21 protein-coding genes are annotated in these 23,020 nt (G+C 69.4%); 8 read left to right on the plus strand and 13 right to left on the minus strand.

Annotation, left to right across the window (positions count from 1 at the left end; all coding sequences use genetic code 11):
• Window positions 1-26: 26 nt before the first annotated feature.
• The 4 genes from I1A62_RS16410 to I1A62_RS16425 are packed head-to-tail and all read right to left on the minus strand — an operon-like array spanning window position 27 to window position 5,261.
• Window positions 27-1,625 (minus strand): acyl-CoA carboxylase subunit beta, encoded by a 1,599-nt coding sequence (locus tag I1A62_RS16410; RefSeq protein ID WP_219459186.1) that lies wholly within the window; start codon window positions 1,623-1,625, stop codon window positions 27-29.
• Entirely contained in the window at window positions 1,622-2,770 is a 1,149-nt protein-coding gene (locus tag I1A62_RS16415) for an acyl-CoA dehydrogenase family protein (protein ID WP_219459187.1), read from the minus strand. Before I1A62_RS16415 ends, I1A62_RS16410 begins: the two co-directional genes overlap by 4 nt.
• Window positions 2,767-4,473, minus strand: coding sequence for an acyclic terpene utilization AtuA family protein (locus I1A62_RS16420; protein WP_219459188.1), 1,707 nt, complete (start codon window positions 4,471-4,473; stop codon window positions 2,767-2,769). The genes I1A62_RS16415 and I1A62_RS16420 overlap by 4 nt, the downstream gene beginning before the upstream one ends.
• Complete coding sequence (locus tag I1A62_RS16425; protein ID WP_219459189.1) at window positions 4,470-5,261, minus strand: TIGR03084 family metal-binding protein; 792 nt, start codon at window positions 5,259-5,261, stop codon at window positions 4,470-4,472. The genes I1A62_RS16420 and I1A62_RS16425 overlap by 4 nt, the downstream gene beginning before the upstream one ends.
• Before the next feature lie 104 nt (window positions 5,262-5,365).
• Here I1A62_RS16425 and I1A62_RS16430 point away from each other — a divergent pair, with 104 nt between their 5' ends.
• The 4 genes from I1A62_RS16430 to pepN are packed head-to-tail and all read left to right on the plus strand — an operon-like array spanning window position 5,366 to window position 10,485.
• Entirely contained in the window at window positions 5,366-6,208 is an 843-nt protein-coding gene (locus I1A62_RS16430; protein ID WP_219461229.1) for an SDR family oxidoreductase, read from the plus strand.
• A 57-nt stretch (window positions 6,209-6,265) separates the two neighbouring features.
• Window positions 6,266-7,066, plus strand: coding sequence for a crotonase/enoyl-CoA hydratase family protein (locus tag I1A62_RS16435; RefSeq protein WP_219459190.1), 801 nt, complete (start codon window positions 6,266-6,268; stop codon window positions 7,064-7,066).
• 19 nt (window positions 7,067-7,085) lie between these two features.
• Window positions 7,086-7,940 carry a DMT family transporter gene (locus tag I1A62_RS16440; protein ID WP_219459191.1) on the plus strand — a complete coding sequence of 285 codons (855 nt, stop codon included), beginning with the start codon at window positions 7,086-7,088 and terminating at the stop codon, window positions 7,938-7,940.
• A gap of 37 nt (window positions 7,941-7,977) precedes the next feature.
• Window positions 7,978-10,485: an aminopeptidase N gene (pepN, locus tag I1A62_RS16445; protein WP_219459192.1), complete on the plus strand. Its 2,508-nt coding sequence runs from the start codon at window positions 7,978-7,980 to the stop codon at window positions 10,483-10,485.
• Here the strand turns inward: pepN and I1A62_RS16450 are convergent.
• A complete protein-coding gene (locus I1A62_RS16450) occupies window positions 10,475-11,917 on the minus strand; it encodes an FAD-dependent oxidoreductase (protein ID WP_219459193.1) in 1,443 nt (480 codons plus the stop codon). The two genes, pepN and I1A62_RS16450, sit on opposite strands and share 11 nt — an antisense overlap.
• A 105-nt stretch (window positions 11,918-12,022) precedes the next feature.
• Here I1A62_RS16450 and I1A62_RS16455 point away from each other — a divergent pair, with 105 nt between their 5' ends.
• Window positions 12,023-12,583 carry a TetR family transcriptional regulator gene (locus I1A62_RS16455; protein WP_124389070.1) on the plus strand — a complete coding sequence of 187 codons (561 nt, stop codon included), beginning with the start codon at window positions 12,023-12,025 and terminating at the stop codon, window positions 12,581-12,583.
• A 3-nt stretch (window positions 12,584-12,586) separates the two neighbouring features.
• Here I1A62_RS16455 and I1A62_RS16460 read toward each other — a convergent pair whose 3' ends face one another.
• Both I1A62_RS16460 and I1A62_RS16465 read right to left on the minus strand, forming a co-directional pair.
• Window positions 12,587-12,892 carry a hypothetical protein gene (locus tag I1A62_RS16460; protein ID WP_124389069.1) on the minus strand — a complete coding sequence of 102 codons (306 nt, stop codon included), beginning with the start codon at window positions 12,890-12,892 and terminating at the stop codon, window positions 12,587-12,589.
• An 83-nt stretch (window positions 12,893-12,975) separates the two neighbouring features.
• A complete protein-coding gene (locus tag I1A62_RS16465) occupies window positions 12,976-14,178 on the minus strand; it encodes an adenylate/guanylate cyclase domain-containing protein (protein ID WP_219459194.1) in 1,203 nt (400 codons plus the stop codon).
• A gap of 89 nt (window positions 14,179-14,267) precedes the next feature.
• Between I1A62_RS16465 and I1A62_RS16470 the strand changes: the two genes are divergently transcribed.
• From I1A62_RS16470 to I1A62_RS16480, 3 genes are read left to right on the plus strand one after another with little or no spacing between them, the layout of a single operon-like run.
• Window positions 14,268-14,831 carry a TetR/AcrR family transcriptional regulator gene (locus tag I1A62_RS16470; RefSeq protein WP_087557067.1) on the plus strand — a complete coding sequence of 188 codons (564 nt, stop codon included), beginning with the start codon at window positions 14,268-14,270 and terminating at the stop codon, window positions 14,829-14,831.
• A gap of 4 nt (window positions 14,832-14,835) precedes the next feature.
• A complete protein-coding gene (locus tag I1A62_RS16475; protein WP_072940095.1) occupies window positions 14,836-15,264 on the plus strand; it encodes a PaaI family thioesterase in 429 nt (142 codons plus the stop codon).
• A gap of 31 nt (window positions 15,265-15,295) precedes the next feature.
• Window positions 15,296-16,240, plus strand: a complete 945-nt coding sequence (locus tag I1A62_RS16480) for a serine/threonine dehydratase (protein ID WP_219459195.1) — start codon at window positions 15,296-15,298, stop codon at window positions 16,238-16,240.
• A 12-nt stretch (window positions 16,241-16,252) separates the two neighbouring features.
• On the opposite strand, the gene I1A62_RS16485 is transcribed toward I1A62_RS16480, so the two are convergent.
• The 6 genes from I1A62_RS16485 to I1A62_RS16510 form a co-directional block, all read right to left on the minus strand.
• Complete coding sequence (locus I1A62_RS16485) at window positions 16,253-17,230, minus strand: pirin family protein (RefSeq protein ID WP_087557064.1); 978 nt, start codon at window positions 17,228-17,230, stop codon at window positions 16,253-16,255.
• A gap of 19 nt (window positions 17,231-17,249) precedes the next feature.
• Entirely contained in the window at window positions 17,250-17,696 is a 447-nt protein-coding gene (locus I1A62_RS16490; RefSeq protein ID WP_087557063.1) for a MarR family winged helix-turn-helix transcriptional regulator, read from the minus strand.
• Window positions 17,680-18,777, minus strand: a complete 1,098-nt coding sequence (locus I1A62_RS16495) for an LLM class flavin-dependent oxidoreductase (RefSeq protein WP_124389065.1) — start codon at window positions 18,775-18,777, stop codon at window positions 17,680-17,682. Before I1A62_RS16495 ends, I1A62_RS16490 begins: the two co-directional genes overlap by 17 nt.
• Before the next feature lie 145 nt (window positions 18,778-18,922).
• Window positions 18,923-20,452: a DHA2 family efflux MFS transporter permease subunit gene (locus I1A62_RS16500; RefSeq protein ID WP_219459196.1), complete on the minus strand. Its 1,530-nt coding sequence runs from the start codon at window positions 20,450-20,452 to the stop codon at window positions 18,923-18,925.
• Window positions 20,449-20,919 (minus strand): MarR family winged helix-turn-helix transcriptional regulator, encoded by a 471-nt coding sequence (locus I1A62_RS16505; protein WP_124389063.1) that lies wholly within the window; start codon window positions 20,917-20,919, stop codon window positions 20,449-20,451. Before I1A62_RS16505 ends, I1A62_RS16500 begins: the two co-directional genes overlap by 4 nt.
• Window positions 20,920-21,236: 317 nt before the next feature.
• Window positions 21,237-22,898, minus strand: coding sequence for an FAD-dependent oxidoreductase (locus I1A62_RS16510; protein ID WP_219459197.1), 1,662 nt, complete (start codon window positions 22,896-22,898; stop codon window positions 21,237-21,239).
• Window positions 22,899-23,020 lie beyond the last annotated feature (122 nt).

Consider the following 23,020-nt stretch of genomic DNA (forward strand, 5'->3'; position numbering starts at 1 on the left):
GAGAGACGGGGTCGGTCATCAGTGCCTCACATTCGGAAGACGCCGAAGTTCTCGGCGCCTTCGATCGGGGCGTTGGCAATGGCCGACAGGCACATTCCCACCACGGTGCGGGTGTCGCGCGGGTCGATGACGCCGTCGTCGTAGAGGCGACCGGACAGGAACATCGGCACCGATTCGGCCTCGATCTGGTTTTCGATCATCGCGCGCATCCCGGCGTCGGCTTCCTCGTCGAACGCCTGCCCCCGCGCCTCGGCGGAGGCCCGGCTGACGATGGAGATGACACCGGCCAGTTGCGCGCCGCCCATCACGGCGGATTTGGAACTCGGCCAGGCGAACAGGAATCGGGGGTCGAACGCGCGCCCGCACATCCCGTAGTGGCCGGCGCCGTACGACGCACCGAGCAGGATCGAGATGTGCGGGACGGTGGAGTTGGAGACGGCGTTGATCATCATCGACCCGTGCTTGATCATCCCGCCTTCCTCGTACTCCTTGCCGACCATGTAGCCGGTCGTGTTGTGCAGGAACAGCAGCGGGGTGTTCGAGCGGTTGGCCAGCTGGATGAACTGGGTGGCCTTCTGCGATTCCTCGCTGAACAGCACACCCCGCGCGTTGGCGAGGATGCCCACCGGATACCCGTGCAACTCGGCCCAGCCGGTGACGAGGGACGATCCGTACATCGGCTTGAACTCGTCGAAGTCGGAGCCGTCGACGATGCGGGCGATGACCTCGCGGGGGTCGAACGGGATCTTGAGGTCGGCGGGGACGATGCCCAGGAGTTCCTCGGGATCCTCGAGCGGTTCGATGACCTCCGCGCGCGGCGCCGGGCCCTGTTTCTTCCAGTTCAGGCGTTTGACGATGCTGCGCCCGATCCGGATGGCGTCCTGCTCGTCGACGGCGAAGTAGTCGGCGAGACCGGACTTGCGGGCGTGCATCTCGGCGCCGCCCAGGGTTTCGTCGTCGGATTCCTCACCGGTGGCCATCTTGACCAGGGGCGGTCCGGCGAGGAACACCTTGGACCGTTCCTTGATCATGACAACGTGATCGGACATGCCCGGGATGTACGCGCCGCCGGCCGTCGAATTGCCGAAGACGAGGGCGATGGTCGGGATGCCCGCCGCGGACAGCTGGGTGAGGTCGCGGAACATGCGCCCACCGGGAATGAACACTTCCTTCTGCGTGGGAAGGTCGGCGCCGCCGGATTCCACGAGGGAGATGACGGGAAGCCGGTTCTGCCGGGCGATGTCGTTGGCGCGGAATCCCTTCCGCAGCGTCCACGGGTTGCTGGTTCCGCCGCGGACCGTCGGGTCGTTCGCGACGATCAGGCATTCGACGCCTTCCACGACCCCGATGCCCACCACGGTGCTGGCGCCGACCGGGAAGTCGCTGCCCCACGCCGCGAGCGGGCACAGTTCGAGGAACGGTGAATCCGGGTCGAGGAGCAGTTCGATGCGCTCCCTGGCGAGGAGTTTGCCGCGCTTCTTGTGCCGCTCGGTGTACTTCTCGCCGCCGCCCGCGAGCGCCTTGGCGTGCTCGGTCTCGATCTCGGCGAGTTTCTCCGTCATGGTCCGGGCCGCCGCGGCATACTCCTCCGAACCGGTGTCCAGGGCGGATTTCAACGTGGTCATGATTGATACCCCAATCGCTTGGCCGCGAGCCCCGTCAGGATCTCGGTGGTGCCGCCGCCGATCCCGAGGATGCGCATGTCGCGGTACTGCCGTTCCACTTCGCTCTCGCGCATGTAGCCGAGTCCGCCGAACAGCTGGACGGCCTGGTTGGCCACCCACTCACCTGCCTCGACGGCAGTGTTCTTCGCGAAACAGACCTCGGCGATGAAGTCCTCGTTCGACACGAGCGAACGCTCCACCAGTGCCCTCGTGTAGACGCGGGCCACGTCCGTTTTGCGGGCCATCTCGGTGACCGTGTTCTGCACCGACTGCCTGCTGATCAGCGGGCGGCCGAACGTCTCCCGGTCGCGCACCCACGCCAGCGTGAGGTCGAGGCACCGCTGCGCGCTCGCGTAGGCCTGCGCGGCGAGGGCGATGCGTTCGGTGAGGAAGGCCTGCGCGATCTGCGCGAACCCGCTGTTCTCCTCGCCGACGAGGTTTGCGGCGGGCACCCGCGCGTCGACGAACGACAGTTCGGCCGTGTCCGACGCACGCCAGCCCATCTTGTCGAGTTTGCGCGCCACCTCGAATCCCGGTGTGCCCTTCTCGATCACGAGGAGGAAGACCCCGGACGCGCCGGGGCCGCCGGTGCGCACGGCGGTGACCACGAAGTCGGCGCGGACGGCGGACGTGATGAACGTCTTGGACCCGTTGACGACGAAGTGGTCGCCGTCGCGGACCGCGGTGGTCCGCAGGTGCCCGACGTCGGAACCGCCGCCGGGTTCGGTGATGGCGAGCGAGCCGATGAGTTCGCCGCGCAGGGTGGGGCGGACCCACTTCTCGATCTGCTCGGGGTCGCCCGCGGCGGCGAGGTGCGGCAGCGCGATTCCCGACGTGAACAGCGAAGCGAACACGCCACCCGACGCACCCGCCTGGTGGAATTCCTCGCAGATCAGAACCGCGTCGACGAGGTCGCCGCCCTCGCCGCCGACGGATTCGGGGAAGCCCGCGCCGAGCAGTCCCAGTTCGGCGGCCTCACGGTGGAGGGTGCGGGGCAGTTCGCCGTCGCGCTCCCACTCGTCCAGGTTGGGCAGTATCTGTCGTTCGACGAAGCTGCGCACCGTCTTGCGCAGCTCCTGCCGCTCCGGTGTGTCCCACACGCTCACAACGTTGTCCCTTCGGGGAGGAGTGCTTTCGGAATGTCGAGGTGCCGGGATCTGAGCCATTCGCCGAGCCCCTTGGCCTGCGGGTCGAACCGGGCCTGGGACGCGACGCCCTGCCCGAGGATTCCCTCGATGACGAAGTTGACGGCGCGCAGTTCCGGCAGCACGTACCTCGTGACGACGAGATCGGCGGCCTCCGGGAGCAGGCGCTTCACTTCGTCGACGGTCAGCGCGTGGACCAGCCATCGCCACTGCTCGTCGGTGCGCACCCACACCCCGACGTTCGCGTTGCCGCCCTTGTCACCGCTGCGTGCCCCGGCGATGGTGCCGAGCGCGACCCGGACCGTGGGTTCCGCGGCCCGCGGCTCGGGGAGCGCGGGCTCGTCGACGTCCGCGAGGTCCCGGACGTCGGTGGCGGGTTCGATGTCGACGCGGGTGCCGTCCGGCAGCACCGCGACGTGCGGCACCTCCTTGGCGTACACGTAGCCGGGGGTGAACACGCCGTAGGGCTGCCCCTGACCGGGCGGCGCCGTCAGCGTGAATCCGGGGTAGCTGGCGAGCGCCATTTCGACTGCGACCGAGGAGAATCCGCGACCGACCGCATTGGCGTCGGGGTCCCGGACCACGCAGCGCAGCAGCGCACTGGCCGCCTCCTCGGTGTCGGCGTCCGGGTGGTCGGTGCGGGCCAGCGACCAGTCGAGCTCGGCGGGCCGGGTGGGCAGCCACCCCTCGAGTTGCCGCTGCACCAGTGCCGCCTTGGCCTCGATGTCGAGGCCGGTGAGCACGAACACGGCTTCGTTGCGGAAGCCGGCGAGAGTGTTCAGCGACACCTTGAGCTGCGGCGGCGGCGCCTCCCCGGTGACGCCGCTGATCCGGACCCGGTCCGGGCCGTCCTGCGACAACGCGGCGGTGTCGATCCGCGCGGTCACGTCGGGTCCGGCGTACCGGCCACCGGTGATCTCGTACAGCAACTGCGCGGTGACGGTGCCGACGGTGACGGCGCCGCCCGTGCCGGGATGCTTGGTGATGACGGACGATCCGTCCGACTCGATCTCCGCGATCGGGAACCCGGGGCGGTCGAGGTCGTCGATCTCGGTGAAGAACGCGTAGTTGCCGCCCGTCGCCTGGGTGCCGCACTCGATGACGTGCCCGGCCACCACAGCGCCGGCGAGCTGATCGACATCGTCTCGCTGCCAGCCGAAGTGCGCGGCCGCCGGGCCCACGATCACGGACGCGTCGGTGACACGTCCGGTGACGACCACGTCGGCGCCGGCATTCAGGCATTCGACGATGCCCCACGCGCCGAGGTAGGCGTTGGCGGTGAGCGGGCTGCCCAGCCCCAGTTCGGCTGCCCTGGCGATCAGGTCGTCGCCTTCGACGTGGGCGATCTTCGCCTGCAGCCCCAGCTTGTCGTTCACCTCCCGCAACGCGTCCGCGAGGCCGGTCGGGTTTAGCCCGCCCGCGTTGGCGACGATGCGGACACCGCGGTCCAGCGCGAGTCCGAGGCAGTCCTCCGCCTGACGGAGGAATGTCTTGGCGTAGCCGCGGTTCGGGTCCTTCATGCGATCACGGCCGAGGATCAGCATGGTCAGTTCGGCGAGGTAGTCGCCGGTCAGGTAGTCGAGTTCGCCGCCCTCGAGCATCTCGCGCATCGCCGACAGGCGGTCGCCGTAGAAGCCGGAGCAGTTGCCGATCCGCACGGTCATCGGGTTCCCGCCTCACGGCCGCCGCCCGCCGGGCCCGCGAAGGCCTGAGCTATGTTCAGCCACGCGTCGGCGTCCGCGCCGGTGGCCTCGAGGTCGAGGTCGGCACGGTTCGCGCGCTGGGTGACGAGGAGGCAGAAGTCCTCGGCGGGCCCGGTGACCTTCTGCGCGGCGTCCTCGGGACCCCACGTCCAGACGGACACCCCGTCGGGGGCGGTGAGTTCCACGCGGAACTCCTCCGCGGGCGGGGCGAGTTCGTTGACGGCGTAGGCGAAGTCGCGGGTGCGGACGCCCAGGTGCGCGATGCTCTTCAACCGCTCGGTGGGCTTGCGGGGCACCGCGAGTGCGTCGGCGACGTCCTGGCCGTGCGCCCAGGTTTCCATCAGCCGGGCCGTGGCCATCGACGCTGCCTTCATCGGCGGGCCGTACCAGAGGATCTTCTGCCCGGGCGGCACGGCTAGGAGCGCCTCCGCGAGTCGGGTCCGCGCCGAACGCCACGCCGCCAGGAGTTCGGCGGGTGCGCGCCGGGCGTGTTCGGCGGCGCCGGCGTCGACGAATCCACCGGGGTTCGCGGCGGCCACCGTCAGCTGCTCGGTGAAGCCGTCGGGGTCGGTGATCGCCAGCAGCGCGGCCTCGTCGGTCCACAGCAGATGCCCGATCTGGTGGGCGATGGTCCAGCCCTCGGCCGGTGTCGGATCGGCCCAGCGGGTGTCGGGGAGGTCGGCGACGAGCGCATCCAGCGAGTCACTCTCGGCGCACAGATCATCGATGAACCTCTGCAGTTCAGCCATGCGACCAGCATCACACCGACCCGATAAAAAAGCAAGCACGATTGATTGTTATTTGGCTGCGGTCCGCTCGGCGAGCTGACATCCTTGGTCACGTGATCCGACAGATGCTCACCCAGGCCGCGCTCAACCCACTCCCCACCCCGCGTACCCTGGCAGCCCGACTGGTCCCGGGAACCGGCCACACCGTCGCCGGCAAGCGAATCCTCGTCACCGGCGGTTCCTCGGGCGTCGGCGAAGCGGCGGCACGCCGGCTCGCGACCCTCGGCGCGGAGGTCGTCCTCGTCGCCCGCGGCTCCGACGCCCTCGAGTCGGTGCGCGACGACATCCTGCGATCGGGTTGCGACGCCCACGCCGTCCCGTGCGACCTCACGGACCCGGAGTCCGTCGACGCCCTCGTCGCGCGGGTGCTCGGGGAGATCGGACCCGTCGACGTTCTCGTCAACAACGCGGGACGGTCGATCCGGCGGACCGTGGAGGACTCGCTGGACCGTTTCCACGACTTCGAACGCACCATGGCCGTCAACTACTTCGGCTCGACGCGGCTGACCCTGAAGTTGCTCCCGTCGATGCTCGAGCGCGGCGAGGGGCACGTCATCAACGTCGCGACGTGGGGTGTGCCGGCTGGGGTCATGCCCAAGTTTTCCGCCTACCACGCGTCCAAGGCGGCCGTCGGCGCGTTCGGCCGCAGCCTCGGCGCCGAACTGCGCGACCGCGGGATCTCGGTGACCACCCTCGACTTCCCGTTGGTCCGGACGCCGATGATCGCACCCACCACGGACTACGACGCGATGGCGGCGCTGACTCCCGAGCAGGCGGCGGAATGGTTCGTCACCGCCGTGCGCACCCGGCCGATCGAACTGCTCCCCAGTTACGCCGAATTGTTCCGGCTGCTCGGCACGTTCGCGCCGTCCGCCACCGACGCACTGGTGCGGCGCACCGGCATCTGAGCGCAATGACAGACTGGGACGGTCTCGAATCCGCGCTCACACCCGAGGGAGTCGTCCATGACCGACGCCGTGCTCACCACCCGCGAAGGCGACATCGTCACCTGGACGCTCAACCGCCCGGAGGCCCGTAATCCCATCTCCGAGCCGGACGTGATCGAGGCGCTGGAGAATGCGGTGGCCGACGTCAATGGTGATCCCAGTGTGCGCGCCGCGATCGTCACCGGTGCCGGCTCGGCGTTCTCCTCCGGCGGCAACGTCAAGCACATGCGCGACCGCGCGGGAATGTTCGGCGGCTCCCCCGCCGACCTGCGTCAGGGTTACCGGCACGGCATCCAGCGCATCCCGCTCGCCCTCTACCACTGCGAGGTGCCGACCATCGCCGCCGTCAACGGGCCCGCGATCGGCGCCGGCTGCGACCTGTCGCTGATGTGCGACATGCGGATCGCCTCCACGGCCGCCGTGTTCGCCGAGAGCTTCGTCAAGGTCGGACTCGTTCCCGGCGACGGCGGCGCCTGGTTCCTTCCGCAGGCCGTCGGGATGGCGCGGGCCAGCGAGATGGCGTTCACCGGCGACGCGATCGACGCGGCGAAGGCCCTCGAATGGGGACTGGTCTCGCAGGTCGTCGAACCGGGGGAACTCCTCGACGCGGCGCGGGCGCTCGCCGACCGGGTGGCGGTCAACCCGCCGCAGGTGCTGCGGATGACCAAGAAGCTGCTGCGCGAGGGCCGTCACCAGAGCCTCGAGAGCCTCCTCGAACTGTCGGCGGCCATGCAGTCGCTCGCCCATCACACCGCGGACCATCACGAGGCGGTCGGCGCGATGCTCGACCGCCGCACTCCGGACTTCACCGGCCGGTGACCGAGGGCAGCGCACACCCGTGACAGCCGAGCCGCGCAGTCAACTCCTCCCCGTCGTCTCGGTCCTCGCATCGGTGCTGTCCGTCCAGTTCGGTGCCGCGTTCGCGAGCACCCTGTTCGACGCGGTGGGCGCGGGCGGCGCCGTGTCCCTGCGCCTCACGATCGCGGCGATCGTCCTCGGGGTGATCGTGCGGCCGCGGTGGCGACGGTGGGCACGCACACAGCGGCAGGGTGTTCTCGCACTCGGAGTGGCACTCGCCGTGATGAACTCGGCGTTCTACGAGGCCCTCGCGCGGCTCCCGCTCGGCACCGCGGTCACCATCGAATTCCTGGGTCCGCTCACCCTCGCCGCCGTGCTGTCGCGGCGACTGCAGGACGGCGTGTGGGTGCTCGCGGCGCTGACCGGGGTGGTCCTGCTCGGCCTGCGCGAGAACTCGGGCGCCGAGTCCCTCGACCTCGTGGGGGTGGGGTTCGCGCTCGTCGCCGGTACGGCCTGGGCCGGCTACATCGTCGCCGGCTCCCACCTCGCCACGAGGGTACCCAGCGCGGACGGCCTGGCCGGGGCGAGCATCGTCGCCGCGGCGCTGACGATTCCGCTCGGCGCGGTATCGGGCGGCACCGCGCTGTTCGACCCCCGGATCCTGGCCGTCGGCGCGGCGGTGGCCCTGCTGTCCTCGGTGATTCCGTACTCGCTCGAACTGCGGGCGCTGCAGGTGATGAGCAAGAAGGTGTTCGCCGTGCTCATCGCCCTCGAACCGGCGGCCGCGACTCTCGCCGGGGTGATCGTGCTCGGGCAGGTCCTCGGGCTGCAGTCGCTGGCCGCGATCGCGCTCGTCGTCGCGGCGGGCGTCGGATCCGTGCTGAGCAACCGGTAGCGGCACGGACGACGGGCCCGGCTGGCAGGATCGACCCGTGAGCACCGCGAACCTGACCCGAGCCGAAACCGCCGAACGTTCCCGCGCGATCGACGTTCTCGGCTATCGAGTGGAACTGGACGTCCTCGGCGCCGTCGACCCGGAGGTCGCGACGTTCGCGACCACGACCACCGTCGAGTTCACCGCGAGCACATCCACGACCTGGCTCGACTTCCTCGGGGCCGGCGTGGAATCGGTGACCGTCAACGGCGCGAGCGTCCCCGTCGACTACGACGGCGCCCGCATCGCGGTGAGCGGGCTGCGGGAATCGAACGTCGTGACCGTGGCCGCCCGGGGCGAATACAGCCGCTCCGGTGAGGGACTGCACCGCTTCCTCGACCCGGCCGACGACCGGACGTACCTCTACACGCAGTACGAACCGGCGGACGCGCGGCGGGTGTTCGCCTGCTTCGAGCAGCCGGACCTGAAGGCGCCGTTCACGTTCGTCGTCACCGCACCGCACGGGTGGGAGGTGGTCTCCAACCGGGAGATCGCCGAACGGGTGGACACGACCGACGGGCAGGTCGTCACGTTCGCGCCGACCCTGCCGATCTCCACGTACATCACTGCGATCGTGGCCGGGCCCTACCACCGGGTGGACTCGGAGTGGAGCGGCGGCGACCTCACGATCCCGCTGGGCGTCCTCTGCCGGGCGTCGCTCGCGCAGTACCTGGACGCCGACACGATCTTCGAGATCACCCGGCAGGGGCTGAGCTTCTTCGCGGACGGCTTCGATTACCCGTACCCGTTCGGCAAGTACGACCAGGTGTTCGTCCCCGAATACAACCTCGGGGCCATGGAGAATCCGGGCTGCGTGACGTTCACCGAGGCGTATGTGTTCCGCGGCGCCGCGACGGATTCCCAGTACGAGGGCCGCGCGAACACGATCCTGCACGAGATGGCCCACATGTGGTTCGGCGACCTCGTGACGATGGTGTGGTGGGACGACCTGTGGCTCAAGGAATCGTTCGCCGACTACATGGGCGCACTGGCGAACGCGGAAGCCACCCGGTGGACCGACGCGTGGGTGGCCTTCGCCAACCGCCGCAAGGCGTGGGCGTACCTGCAGGACCAGTTGCCGACGACGCATCCGATCGTCGCGGACATCGTGGACCTCGAGGCCGCGAAACTGAACTTCGACGGCATCACGTACGCGAAGGGCGCCAGCGTCCTCAAGCAACTCGTCGCGTACGCCGGGCGGGAGGCGTTCTTCGAGGGGGCGCGCCGCTACTTCCGCGCCCACGCGTTCGGGAACACCACCCTCACGGATCTGCTGACGGAGCTGTCGGCGACGTCGGGCCGGGACCTGACGAGCTGGGCACGCGCCTGGTTGCAGACCACCGGGGTGTCCGCGCTGAGTCTGGAACGGGACGCCGACGGGCGCGCCGCGATCGTGCAGACCGATCCGCGCCCACATCGGCTCGGAGTGGGGCGCTACGACTTCGACGCGGCCGGCGATCTCGTGTGCGCGGCGCGCGTCGAGGTCGACCTCGCGGACGCCCACACCCCGATCGACCTCGACGACGCGCCGCTCGTGGTGCTCAACGACGCCGACCTGACGTACGCGAAGGTGCGGCTGGACGATCGATCGCTGAGCACCGTCGAGCAGTCCCTCGACCGGGTACGGGACCCACTGGCGCGTGGCCTGATCTGGTCGTCGCTGTGGAACACGACCCGCGACAGCGAACTGGGCGCGAAGCGGTATCTGTCCATGGCCCAGCGGTTCTCCCCGGCGGAATCGCACCTGACCCTGCTCACCTCCGTGCTGGCCAACGCCCCGTACGCGATCGAGCACTATCTGCCCGAGACCGCGCGCGGCTCCGCTCGCCGCGAGTGGCTCGACCACACGTGGCGTGCATTGTGGGACGCCCCGCCTGCGTCGGGGAGACAACTCGCCTGGGCACGCGCGGTGGCCGCCGCCGCCGAGGTGGACGACAGTCGCGCGGAGGACATCCGGTCGCTGCTCGACACCGACGGGAAGGCGCCGGCCGGGTTGTCGCTCGACCCGGACCTGCGGTGGGCGCTGAGGGGCGCGCTCGCCGCCACCGGGCACGCCGACATGGCGGACCTCGACGGTGAACTGCGCCGCGACGACACCGGTTCCGGCCGCACCGCGTACCTGCGGGCGACGTTCTCGCGACCGGACCCGGACGTGAAGGCGAAGGCCTGGGACGCGATCTTCCACGACCGCACACTGTCCAACGACCACCTCGGCGCGATCATCGCCGGATTCCGCGCAGGCGCCCGGCGGGACCTCGTCGCCGGCTACGCCGCCGACTACTTCGCCGCGATCCGCTCGGTGTGGGAGACGCGCAGCATCGAGATCGCCCGGCGGATCGTGGTCGGGCTCTTCCCGTCCGAGACGAACCTCGACGCGGCGGACGAATGGCTCGCGAGCAACACCGACGCGCCCGCCGCGCTACGCCGGCTGGTGCTCGAGCAGCGGGATCACCTCGCCCGGGACCTGCGGGCGCAGGCCTTCAACAGCTCGGAGGTCACCGGCTGACCGGCCCGGCCCCGATCGCGGTGCGGGCGGTCCAGCGGTCCAGGGCGCCGCGCCACAGTCCCGACCTACTGTCGCCCGCCCACGCGACGTACCCGTCGGGACGGACGAGCAGTGCGGGTCCGTCCGCGGTCCGGGCCACCGCGTGAATGCCGCCGGGAACGGGCGCCCCCGGCTCGGTGACCAGGACGAACCCGCCCGAGCGCAGCACCTCGTAGAGTCGGCCGGCGTCGGTGGGGAGGTCTTCGGCGCGCCGGCCCACCAGGGCGCTCTCGCCGGCGTCGTGGCCGTAGCCGATTCCGATGCCCGAGAACATCCGCGCCACCGCGTCGCCGATCGGCGGGAATCCGAGAAGCGCTGCCACCGCACCGTTCCGGAGCTTCCGCAAAATCCACGGCCGCACGGTCATCATGCGCATCGTGGCTCCGCTCGACCGCAGCACCAGCCGCCCCACCGGGTGCCGCTCGGAGTGATAGGTGCCGAGCACCGCGTCGTCCGCGCCGCCGAGGACGGCCGCGAGTTTCCAGCCGAGATTCATCGCGTCCTGAATGCCGGTGTTCATCCCCTGGCCGCCCGCCGGTGAATGCACGTGGGCGGCATCGCCTGCGAGGAACACCCGGCCCGTCCGATACTGCGGGACCTGCCGTTCGTCGCTGTGGAATCGCGACTGCCACCGCACGTCGCCGAGTCCGTAGTCCGTGCCCATCGCCAGTCGGATGGTGCTGCGCAGTTCCTCCCGGTCCACGGGGGCGCTGTCGTCCACCTGGTGGCTGCGGTTCCAGGCGATCACGCGAAACAGGTTGTCGCCGTACGGCGCGATGAAGGCGAATCCGTCGCGGACGGCGTTGACGGTCACGAGGTTGTCCGGCGGGTTCTCGAGTTCGACGTCAGCGAGCATGATCGACCGTAATACGGCCTTGCCCGGGAACGGCTGCCCGATCAACGTCCGCACCACGCTGTGCGCGCCGTCCGCACCGACCGCGTACGCCGCGTGGAACGTGCCGGCGCGTCCCGATCCGTCGTGGCCGTGAACGCGGACGCCGTCCCCGTCCTGCTCCACCCCGGTGACGGTGAAACCCCGGACGAAGTCGGCGCCGCGCTCCCGGGCGTGCGCCTCGAGGAGGGCGTCGACGTTCTGCTGCGGTGTGACGAGGACGTACGGGAAGCGGGACCGCAGGCGCCCGAGGTTCAGCGCCGCGCCGCGCCACAGTTTCAGGCCCGGCGAGGGGGCGCCGGTGGCCACGAGACGGTCGGCGAGTCCGCGGGCGTCGAGCAGTTCGAGAGTGCGGGCGTGGACGCCGAATGCGCGGCTGAGGGTCGACGGCGCGGCGCGTTTGTCGAGCACCGTCACGGATCGGCCCGCCGTCGCCAACTCGGCCGCGAGCATGCATCCGGTGGGTCCCGCGCCGATCACCACCACGTCGATGTGCTTCATGACGCCCGCCTCCGATCGAGAGATTCCCAGCAAGTCAACAACTGTTGACTTCGACGGTAGACGCATCCCGGCGCCAGGTCAACAGTTGTTGACTACACTTCGGGAATGCCCGAACGCCGCGCCCGCTCCGCCGTCGCCACCCGCGCCGCAATCCTCGACGCGGCCCGCGCCCGGTTCGGCACGAACGGCTACGAACGCACGACGATGCGCGCCGTCGCATCGGACGTCGGCGTCGACCCCGCACTCGTGGTCCGGTACTTCACCAACAAGGAATCACTGTTCGCCGAGGCCGCCGAATTCGAACTGCACCTCCCCGACCTCCACGACGTTCCCGCACAGGAACTCGCGGCCGTGCTGATGCCGCGCTTCTTCGCGGTATGGGAGAACGACGGCGCGTTCCTCCCCCTGCTCCGCGCCGCGGCCAGCAGCCCGCGGGCCGCCGAGGCGATGTTGCAGGTCTTCGCCCGCCAGGTGGCGCCCGCACTCGCAGCGGTCGCGGCCGATCACCCCGACGAGCGCGCGGCCCTCGTCGGGTCGCAGGTCCTCGGACTCGCCTTCTCCCGCTACGTACTTCGGGTGCCGCCCCTCGCGGACATGACGCACGAACAGCTGATGCGGTGGGTCGGGCCCGTGCTCGAGTACTACCTCACCACGGAACCGCGGTAGCCGCTACCGGTGATGCCTGCCGCCGTTCAGCATCCAACGGTCGTCGAGTTCACTCGTGCTGCGGCGGTGTCGCCGGATGGTGAACGACGTGATCGGCAACCGCTCGACCACGCTCGCGTCGGCCCGCGGATCGCCCGCGATCCCCTGTTCGAGAACCGAATACGCGGTGTGGTTCACCGAATGCACGGCCAGCCGGAGGGCGTCGAGCGCCGTCGGTCTCGGCCCGAACGCGGCGAGCGTGTGACCGCCGTCCATCGCGGTCTCCACCACCGCGTAGAAATGCCAGTCTGCGCCCGAATCGCCAGTCATGTTGCGCCTCGCTCGATGTGCTTCTGTGAGCTGTGCCATGACCGTATCGCGAGGGTACGACACGTTTTCCGGCGGCGCGCCGGTCAGGCCACCGAGCGGCGGCCGATCCCGAAAAGCTTCTGGGGGGCGTCGATTCCCTCGAGCCGGTGACTGCCCGCCGGTTCGCCCCAGAACTCGTCGCTGTCCAGTTCGTCGTAGAACTCCCCCGTCACGACCACCTCCTGGGACGGCGCGACCGTGACGACGCGACCGGCCATGGCGACCGGCCTGCCGAACCAGTCGCCTGCGCTCGGTACCGCCGTGCCCCAGGCGATCCCGGCCCGCAACTGCGGAAGCCCCTCGGCGCGCGCGGCCTGCACGAGGTCGAGCGCGACGTGCGCCAGCGCGTTGGGATCGGGCGAGACCATCATGACGGCGTCGCCGATCGTCTTCACCAGACGCACCGGCGGCGACACCAGATCGGTGGCCACCCGGTCGAGGCGCTCGGCCACCCGGCCCAGATCGGCGGGCTCCGCCTGCTCCCCGAGCAGCGTGAATCCGACGAGGTCCGCGAAACAGACCCCGACCTCCTGCGCTCCCCGCACCTGGAGGTTCGAGTCGCCCGCGATGCCCACCGCATCGGACCGCAGTTGATGGCGCAGGGCGGTGGCGATGAGGTGGGCGAGTATCTGCGCCTCGAAATCCACGATGCGACGCATCTCCACCGCGTACCGCAGCGCCACCTCGGGGTGCTCGCGCGTCGCCTCGAGCCGCTCCTGCAGGAGCGAGTCCGCGGCGCCGGCGACCGTCCAGAGGTTGCGGCCGAGGACCCGGGCGGCCGCGAAGATGGCGCTCTCGTCGAGCCCCAGGTCACGGTACTGTTCGAGTCCGCGCGCGAGGTCGAGGTCGCCGTCGTCGTAGAACGTGCCGTCCGCCGATGCACCCCGGCCGATGGCCCGGAACCAACGCCGGGCGTCGTCGACGGTCACGCCCACCTTCCGGGCGATGTCGTCGATGCTGTACCGGCCTTTCGGCGACAGCGCGTGGTCGAGCAGCAGGTGTGCGAGGCGATCGCCCCGCGCGGCGCCGCGGAGATCGTCGATCGACGCCCCGTCCTCGATCAGGGTGTTCAGCACCCCCACGCGCGCGGACCGGTCCGGCCCGCTGAGCCCGTCGAGGAGGCCGGCGCGCTCGAACTCGTGGAGTAGCGACGGCGGCGGACCGGGGCGTCGCAGCGGGCGGGTCGGCGGGGACACCAGGCGTCCCGTCCGGGGCGTGATCCGTCGGGACTGTCGCGGAGTGCGCACGTCCCCATCGTCCCAGGAACAGGGTCGCCCTTCGCCGTAATCCTCCGAACTCACTGTCCCCGCGACCCGGACCGAACTATATTCGGTATGTGCCGATTCAAAGTCTGTTGCTCGACGTGGCGGAGGGCCATTTCGCCCGCCGTGGCGTCCTGGGCACCCGGTTGGCGGACATTCGGCAGGAGGCCGGAGTCAGCGTGGGAGCCGTCTACCACCACTTCCCGAACAAGGAAGAGCTGTACCTGCAGGTCTGGTTGCGGGCGCTCGCCGACTACCAGGGCGGGTTCCGGGCCGCACTCGCGGAATGCGCCGATGCCCGGTCCGGGGTGGAAGGTGCCGTCGTCCGCCACCTGCACTGGGTGTCCGGCAACCCACAGCGGGCCACCATCCTCGCCGCGCCCCGCCCCCCGGGCCTCGACGAGCGGGCCGACACCACCAATGCGGCGTTCTTCCGCGACGTCACCCACTGGTGGCGGGTCCACGAACACTACGGAACGGTCCGCCGGTTCGACTTCGACGTGCTCTACGCATTGTGGCTAGGCCCGGCTCAGGAGTACTCACGCCAATGGCTCGCGGGTGCCATGACCACCGATCCCACCGCGGTCGCGCCCGAACTGGCACGCGCCGCGTGGGACTCGTTACGAAACCAGGAGTAGAGGGATGACAGTCGACGTCGCACTCACCGCCGACACCGCACAGGCCGTGCTGGAGGCCCAGCCGTTCAGCGTGCTCGTCGGCGCACGGATGACGCAGTTCGGCGAGGGCGGCACCACCCTCGAGATCCCCGTCCGGGACGAACTGCGGCAACAGAACGGCTTCGTGCACGGCGGTGTCCTGTCGTACGCCGCCGACAATGCCCTGACCTTCGCCGCGGGCACGGTCCTCGGCGCGAACATCATGACCGCGGGCTTCACGATCACCTACCTCCGGCCCGCCCAGGGCGTGCTGCTGCGGGCAGACGCCCGGGCCGACGCGTCCACTCGCCGTCAGGCGCTGTGCCGGTGCGACATCTACGCGGTGCAGGAGGACGGCTCGGAGGTGCTGTGCGCCGCCGCCCAGGGCACGGCGACCGTCAAGCAGCCGCGGTAGCCGCGGCCGCACGGGATGGAACGATGAGACCATGGCTGACACCATCGATCGCGCATCCGTGGACAGGGCGCGTGAGCGTATCACCGGCCTGATCCGCAGGACACCGACGTTCCGCACCACCGTGCCCACCGTCCACGGCGCCGTGCCGGTGATCTTCAAACTCGAATTCCTGCAGTACGGCGGCTCGTTCAAGGTGCGGGGCAGTCTCAACGCGCTGCTGCACGCCGAGGAGGCCGGACGCCTCGACGACGCAGGCGTCGTCATCGCGTCCGGCGGGAACGCCGCCATCGGAGCGGCCTGGGCGTCGCGGCTCCGGGGTGTGAAATGCACCGTGGTCGTCCCCGTCACGGCACCCGACGTCAAGATCGACAAGTTGATCGCACTCGGCGCGGACGTGCGCAAGGTCGGCGACCGGTACGCCGAGGCGGCCGAGTACGCGAAAGAACTCGCGGCGTCGTCGAACGCCCTCGCCCTGCACGCCTACGATCTCCCCGACATCGTCGCCGGGGCGGGCACCATCGCGCTCGAGATCCAGGACGACGTCGCCGAGCCGCTGTCCTATGTGATCGCCGTCGGCGGCGGCGGACTGCTGTCCGGCGTCATCGCCGGCAGCGGCGAGGACGACAGCATCTTCGGCGTGGAACCGAGCGGAGCGGCGACGCTGCACTCCGCGGTCGCCGCCCGGCAACCCGCGGACATCGACATCGACAGCATCGCCGGCGATTCCCTCGGCGCCACCCGGATCGGCTCCATCGCCTGGGAGACGGTCCGCTCGCGGCCCGTCTCCAGTCTGATCGTCGACGACGACGCCCTGATCGACGCGCGAACGCTGCTGTGGGAGGAGTTCCGGATCGTCGTCGAACACGGCACCGCAGCGGCGCTCGCCGCGATCGTCACCGGACAGCTCCGCCCCACCGGCGACACACCGCTCTGCGTGGTGCTGTGCGGCGCCAACACGTCGCTCACCAGTTACTGATCCGGCCGCCCGTCAGCCGCGCGGTTTCAGGCGACTGTTCGGCAGTTCGGGGGCGGGCAACGGATCGCCGTCGTAGCCCTCGACCGTGCCGAACCGGGGGTCGGCGGGTGCCGCGCCCCGGAGTTCGGACTGCCACTCGCGGCGGTAGCCGACGATGTCCTCGTGGCTGCGGCCGAGGAAGTTCCACCACATGATCACCTGCTCGCCGAGCGGCTCGCCGCCGAGCACCAGCAGCCGAGCCCGGGTTCCGCCCGTGTTGCGCAGCACCACCAGCGCCTCGCCGGGCGGCTGATAGCCGAGTTCCGCCCACTTCAGCGTGGTCCCGCGCAGCTGCACCTCGCCCTCGTCCACGAGCACCCCGACCTCGAAGCCGCGCTCGATGTCGAGGGTGATGTCGGCACCCGGCTCCAGCAGGATTTCCGCACCGAGCAGCGGCGTGAACGTCCGCACCGGCGACGTGGAGCCCACCGTGCTCCCGAGGAACACTCGCACGGTCGCCCCGCCCCGGACGACCGGGTCGGGCGCGTACGTCTCGAACGCCGGCTCCGCGTCCTGCGCCGACGCCGGCAACGCCACCCACAGTTGCGCGCCGTGCAGGATCCGCGTCTGTGGGGTCGAGACCTCGGAGTGCGCGATCCCCCGGCCCGCGGTCATCAGGTTGACCTCACCAGGGCGCACCATCGCGTGCGAGCCGATGCTGTCACGGTGTTCGATCTCGCCGGTGAACAGCCAGCTCACCGTCTGCAATCCCGTGTGCGGGTGCGGCGGGACGTTCATCCCGCCCGTCTTCGCGACGTCGTCCGGACCGTAGTGGTCGGCGAAGCACCAGGCTCCGATCAGCGAACGGTCGCGCTGCGGGAGGGTGCGCCGGACCGGCATCGCGCGGGGGCCGCCGAGCGGGACCTCGCGCGCGCCGAGCACCTGGATGCCGCCGCCGTCGGGGTGCGACTCGCACCGCTCTTCCACCGTGTTCGTCTCCAGATTGCTCACTGCTCCATCGTGCCTTTCGTCAGTCCTGTGCGCCGCGCAGTTTCGCGCAGAGTTCGGTGAGCGTGTCGAGTTCGTCCTCGGACAGTGCCGGGCCGACGTGCCGCCGGATGCTCGCCGCGTGCCTCCGTCCGACGGACTTCTGCACCCGCGCACCCTCCGCGGTCAGAGCGACGACGGTCCCGCGGCGGTCGCCGGGATCGCCCTCCCTGGTGACGTACCCGGAGCCGGCCAGCCGCTCGACGAGCCTGCTCAGCGACGGCTGGCTGAGCAGGATCTCCCGGTTGAGATCGTGCAGGCGCAGCCTGCGCCCGGGTGCCCGGCCGAGCGTGAACAGCACGTCGTACTCGCGCATGCTCAGCTCGTCCCACACGTCGTCGGCGGCGAGGTTCCGCATCACCGCGACCTGCGCGCGGAACAGCGCCTCCCACGCCTCGGCCGCCCGCTCGGTCCTACTGACGGGCGGCATCGACCGGCTCCCGATCGGACTTCAACGACGCGTGGGTCGGCGGGTTGTCCGGCACCCCGGCAGGCCTGCGGGCGGCGAACTCCTTGCGCAGCACGGGCACGACCTCGCCGCCGAGCAGATCCAGTTGCTCGAGCACCGTCTTCAGCGGAAGTCCCGCGTGGTCGACGAGGAACAGCTGCCGCTGGTAGTCGCCGAAGAAGTCGGCGAACGTCAGAGTCTTCTCGATCACCTGCTCCGGGGTGCCGACGGTCAACGGGGTCTGGTCGGTGAAATCCTCGAGGCTCGGCCCGTGGCCGTAGACCGGGGCGTTGTCGAAGTAGGGCCGGAACTCGTCGACGGCGTCCTTGGCGTTGCGGCGCATGAACACCTGCCCGCCCAGCCCGACGATCGCCTGGTCCGCGCGGCCGTGACCGTAGTGCTCGTACCGCTCGCGGTAGAGGTTGATCAGGGCGATGTAGTGCTCCTTGGGCCAGAAGATGTTGTTGGCGAAGAAGCCGTCGCCGTGGAAGGCCGCGATCTCGGCGATCTCGGGGCTGCGAATCGACCCGTGCCAGACGAACGGCGGGATGCCGTCGAGCGGGCGCGGTGTGGACGTGAATCCCTGCAGCGGGGTGCGGAACTGCCCCTCCCAGTCCACGACGTCCTCGTCCCACAGCCTGCGGAGCAGCCGGTAGTGCTCGAGCGCCAGCGGGATGCCCTGCCGGATGTCCTGGCCGAACCACGGGTAGACGGGCGCCGTGTTGCCGCGGCCCATCATCAGATCCACCCGGCCGGCCGCGAGGTGCTGCAGCATCGCGTAGTCCTCGGCGATCTTCACCGGGTCGTTGGTGGTGATCAGCGTCGTGGACGTGGACAGGATGATCTTCTCGGTCTGCGCGGCGAGGTAGCCCAGCATGGTGGTGGGTGACGACGGGACGAACGGCGGGTTGTGGTGCTCGCCGGTGGCGAACACGTCGAGCCCGACGTCCTCGGCGTGCTTGGCGATGGTCGTCATCGCCTTGATGCGCTCGTGCTCGGTGGGGGTGCGGCCGGTGGTGGGATCGGCCGTGACGTCGCCGACGGTGAAGATTCCGAACTGCATAGCTGTTCCTCTCGCGTCAGAACTCCATGCATTTGCATGAACCTATTGCAACATTCAATCACTTCGGCCTATTCCGGAAACGGCCGAGGGCGGCAAGCGCAGTGCGCTTGCCGCCCTCGGCGACGTTCGGACCGGACGAGCCCGATCAGTGCATCATGACCGTCGGGGCACCCTCGGCCTCGAGATGCGGGTTGACCGACTTCTTCCGCGGCAGCATGAACGCCGGGATGAGCGTCAACGCGATCAGCACGGTGGCGACCAGGAACGTGTTGCCGAACGCGTCGGCAGCCTGGCTCAGGACCTGATCCACCATTCCGGGAGGCTCCTGTGCGGCGACCTCGGGCACGTGCTGCATCGCGACCGTCTGGCTGTCGAGACCGCGATCGAGCAACTGGTTGGTGAGGACCACCGACATGACGGCGGTACCGATCGAACCCGCGGTCTGCTGGACGATGTTCATCAGCGTGGAACCACGCGCGACCTGATCGTTGGACAGCGTGACGATCGCCGCGGTCATCAGCGGCATCATCGTGCAGCCCATGCCCATGCCCATCACGAACAGCGCGCCCATCAGCAGCCATGTCGGCGAATCCGCCGCCACCTGCGTGAAGACGCCCAGGCCGATGAGGATCAGCGGCAGACCCGTGAGCACGATCTTGCCGGGGCCCATCTTGTCGACGAGACGTCCGGCCACCGGCATCGTCAGCATCGCGCCGATTCCCTGCGGAGCCATCAGCAGACCGGCCGCGAGCGTGGTGTGCCCGCCGACCTGGATAAAGTAGCTCGGGAACAGCAGACCGGCACCCATGAACGCGACGATGAACAGCGAAGTGGTGATGACCGCGACCGACAACTGCCGGTTCTTGAACAGGTGCAGGTCGATCAGCGGGTGGTCCTTGCGCAGCGCGTGGAAGATGAACGCGACGATCAGGACCAGGCCGACCACACCGGGCACGAGCACGCGGGCCGAGGCGACGGTGCCCACCTCCGGGATGGACGACACACCGAACAGGAACAGCGCCAGGCCCGGCGAGAGCAGCAGCATGCCGAGGAAGTCGAAGGACTCGGACGGCGAGGCCTGGTCGGACGGCAGGATGATGAACGCGGCGGCCAGGGCGATGATGCCGATGGGCAGGTTGATCAGGAAGATCCAGTGCCAGCTCGCCGCCTCGATCAGCCAGCCGCCGAGGATCGGGCCACCGATGGGGCCGAGCAGCATGGGGATACCGAGAACCGCCATGACCCGGCCGACGCGGTCGGGGCCCGCCGCCTTCGTCATGATCGTCATGCCGAGCGGCATCAACATGCCGCCGCCGAGCCCCTGCAGGACGCGGAAGCCGATCAGCGACGTGATGTCCCACGCGAAACTACACAACACCGAGCCGAGCACGAACAGCACGAGGGCCGTCATGTAGAGGCGTTTGGTGCCGAAACGGTCGGCGGCCCACCCGGTGACGGGGATGACGGTCGCCAGGGCGAGGGTGTACGCGGTCATCGTCCACGCGACGGTGGCGTACGTGGTGTCGAACTCGGTGGCGAACGTCGGCAGCGCGACGCTGACGACGGTCACGTCGAGGATCGACATGATGGCACCGAGCACCACCACGGACGCGATCTTGAGGACCGTGCCGTCGAGCTTGTCGGGCGCCGCGTTCGCGGCGGTCGGCGATGTCATCCGAATATCTCCTGGTTGAGTTCTCGCAGGGACTCCCCCGCGAGGATCGGTTGTAGTGCCTCGATCAGCCGAGTCCGCTCGCTCTCCGGAACCCGCCATGCGAACCGTCGCAACTGATCACGCTTGCATTCGATGTGCTGGTTGGCGACCTTATGCCCGGCCTCCGACAAGGAGACCCGTTTGACCCGCCGGTCACGCTCGTCCTCCCGGCGGACGACCAGACCCAGCTTCACGAGCTGATCGACGTTTCGACCCGCCGCGGCAACCGAGAGCCGCAACCGCTCGGCCACTTCGTTGATCGGAAGCGGCTCACCGTGCTGAGCCAGCGCGAAGAGCATGCGCACCTGCGAAAACGTGAGGTCCAGCTCGATGAGGTTGTCCATCGACTCCGACTCCCCCGCACTCAACAGTTGGGTGAAGAAATCGTTGAGCAGTTCGAAGAGAAGATCAGGAGAATTGTCGGGCACCCTCGAATGCTAGCGCTCATGCAACTATTGCCCAAGAGCAACTAAGGCGCAACCGAATAAATGGTGTCAGGTATCACAATCCCCGGCAGCGCCCACGACCTGCGGGTTCAGTCCTGGACGAGCACCGCCTTGCCCAGCACGAGGCCGGCCTGGGCCAGCACCCGGACGGCCTCGTCGAATGCGTCGCCGCCGACCGGGTCCCGGATCGAATCCACTTCCGCCGACACCACGACACCAGGGACTTCGGCCCCGACAGCTCCGACACCACCAGTGCGCGCATGCTCGAAACATTGGACGCGCAGGGGTGGCGGGAGGCGTCAACGAGCGAACAGCCGCTTCCGTCTGCGGGCGACGGTCACCATCTCGACCCTGTCGGTCATCTTCACGCGCGGGCGGGCCGATCCCGCCGCTCGAGACGTCTCCGCCTTGTCGATGGCGCGCCAGCCGGAGAAGCCGATCCGTTCCGGCTGGCGCCGCTCGACGAGCTTCTTCACGTCCTTGCGGGTGCCGACCGTGCCGAGGAGTTTGCCTGCCTCGAAATCCGCGAGCAGCGCGGACACGGTCTCCTTGGCGCACGCCTTGTTGGTGCCGATGACCCCGCTGGGACCGCGCTTGATCCACCCGGTGACGTAGACCCGGTCGGTGACCCGTCCGTGCTCGTTGGGGATCACGCCGCGCTCGTCGTCGAAGGCGACGCCGCCGACGGGATTGCCGCGGTACCCGATGGAGCGCAGCACGAGCGAGGTGTCCAGCGAACCCTCGTCGCCGCGGGCCCGGGCGGACAGCGAACCGGATTCGTCGACGACCAGTTCGTTGCGCCCATAGCGCAGGGCCTCGACCTTGCCGGTGCCGGTGACCTCGATCGGCGACGTCAGGTAGCGGAACACGATGCGCTTGTGCCCGGGGCGGGGCGCGCGCTGCGCGAACTCCCGCGCCAGCCGGACCTTCATCGCGGTCGCCGGATCGTCCAGCAGCGCCGCGCTGGCCGGGTCGAGCTCCAGGTCGGCGTCGTCGATGACGAGGTCCACGTTCTCGAGGTCGCCGAGCGCCAGGAATTCCGGGTTGCTGTACGCGGCCTGCGCCGGCCCGCGACGGCCGAGGAGCACGACCTCCTCGATGTTGCTGCGCCGCAGCGCGGCGAGGGCGTGATCGGCGATGTCCGTCCGCTCCAGCTCCTCGACGTTCATCGTGAGGATGCGGGCCACGTCGAGCGCGACGTTGCCGTTGCCGACGATCACCGCGCGCTTCGCGGACAGGTCGAACGTGCGCCCCGCGTAGTCCGGGTGGCCGTTGTACCAGGCCACGAACTCGGTGGCGGCGTGCACGCCGGGGAGGTCCTCACCCGGGATTCCCAGCCGCCGGTCGCTCGACGCCCCGACGGCGTAGATGACGGCGTGGTGATTCTCCAGCAGTTCGTCGTGGGTGACGTGCTTGCCGACCTCGACGTTGAGGTGGAACTCGAAGTTCGGCCGGTCGAGACTCCATTCGAACATCCGGGTCACCTCCTTGGTGCCGGGATGGTCGGGCGCGACACCGGCGCGGACGAGTCCCCACGGGGTCGGCAGTTTCTCGAACATCTCGACCTCGACGTCCGAACGCTCGAGCAGTTCACCGGCGGCGTAGCAGGCGGCCGGGCCGGCGCCGACGACGGCGACCCGGAGCGTGCCCAGGTCGCGCCGCGGCGGGGTCGCGGGTGTGAGCGGGATCCACCCGGTCGGCATGGGGTTGGTCGTGTAGTACTCGGCGTTGATGTCCTTGTAGCGGGTGAGTGAGCCGAGGAGCTTGTCTTCGGGGAAGATCGCGTCGACCGGACAGGCATCGACACAGGCCCCGCAGTCGATGCAGGTTTCCGGGTCGATGTGCAGCATCTCGGTCTGCGCGAATTCCCGCTCCTCCGGCGTCGGATGGATGCAGTTCACGGGGCATGCGGAGACGCAGCTCGCGTCGTTGCAGCACGCCTGGGTGATGACATATGCCATTGCGGTTTCCTCACACCTGTCCGGACCATCGAACTCGTTTGTGTTACACGTAGTAACAGTTATATGAACTGTACTGAGAATCGCGTCCGCAAACAAGCACCGGCGCCGGATGGAAGAATCAG

The organism is Rhodococcus sp. USK10, assembly GCF_019378875.1.
In the GTDB taxonomy this organism is placed as follows: domain Bacteria; phylum Actinomycetota; class Actinomycetes; order Mycobacteriales; family Mycobacteriaceae; genus Rhodococcus_F; species Rhodococcus_F pseudokoreensis.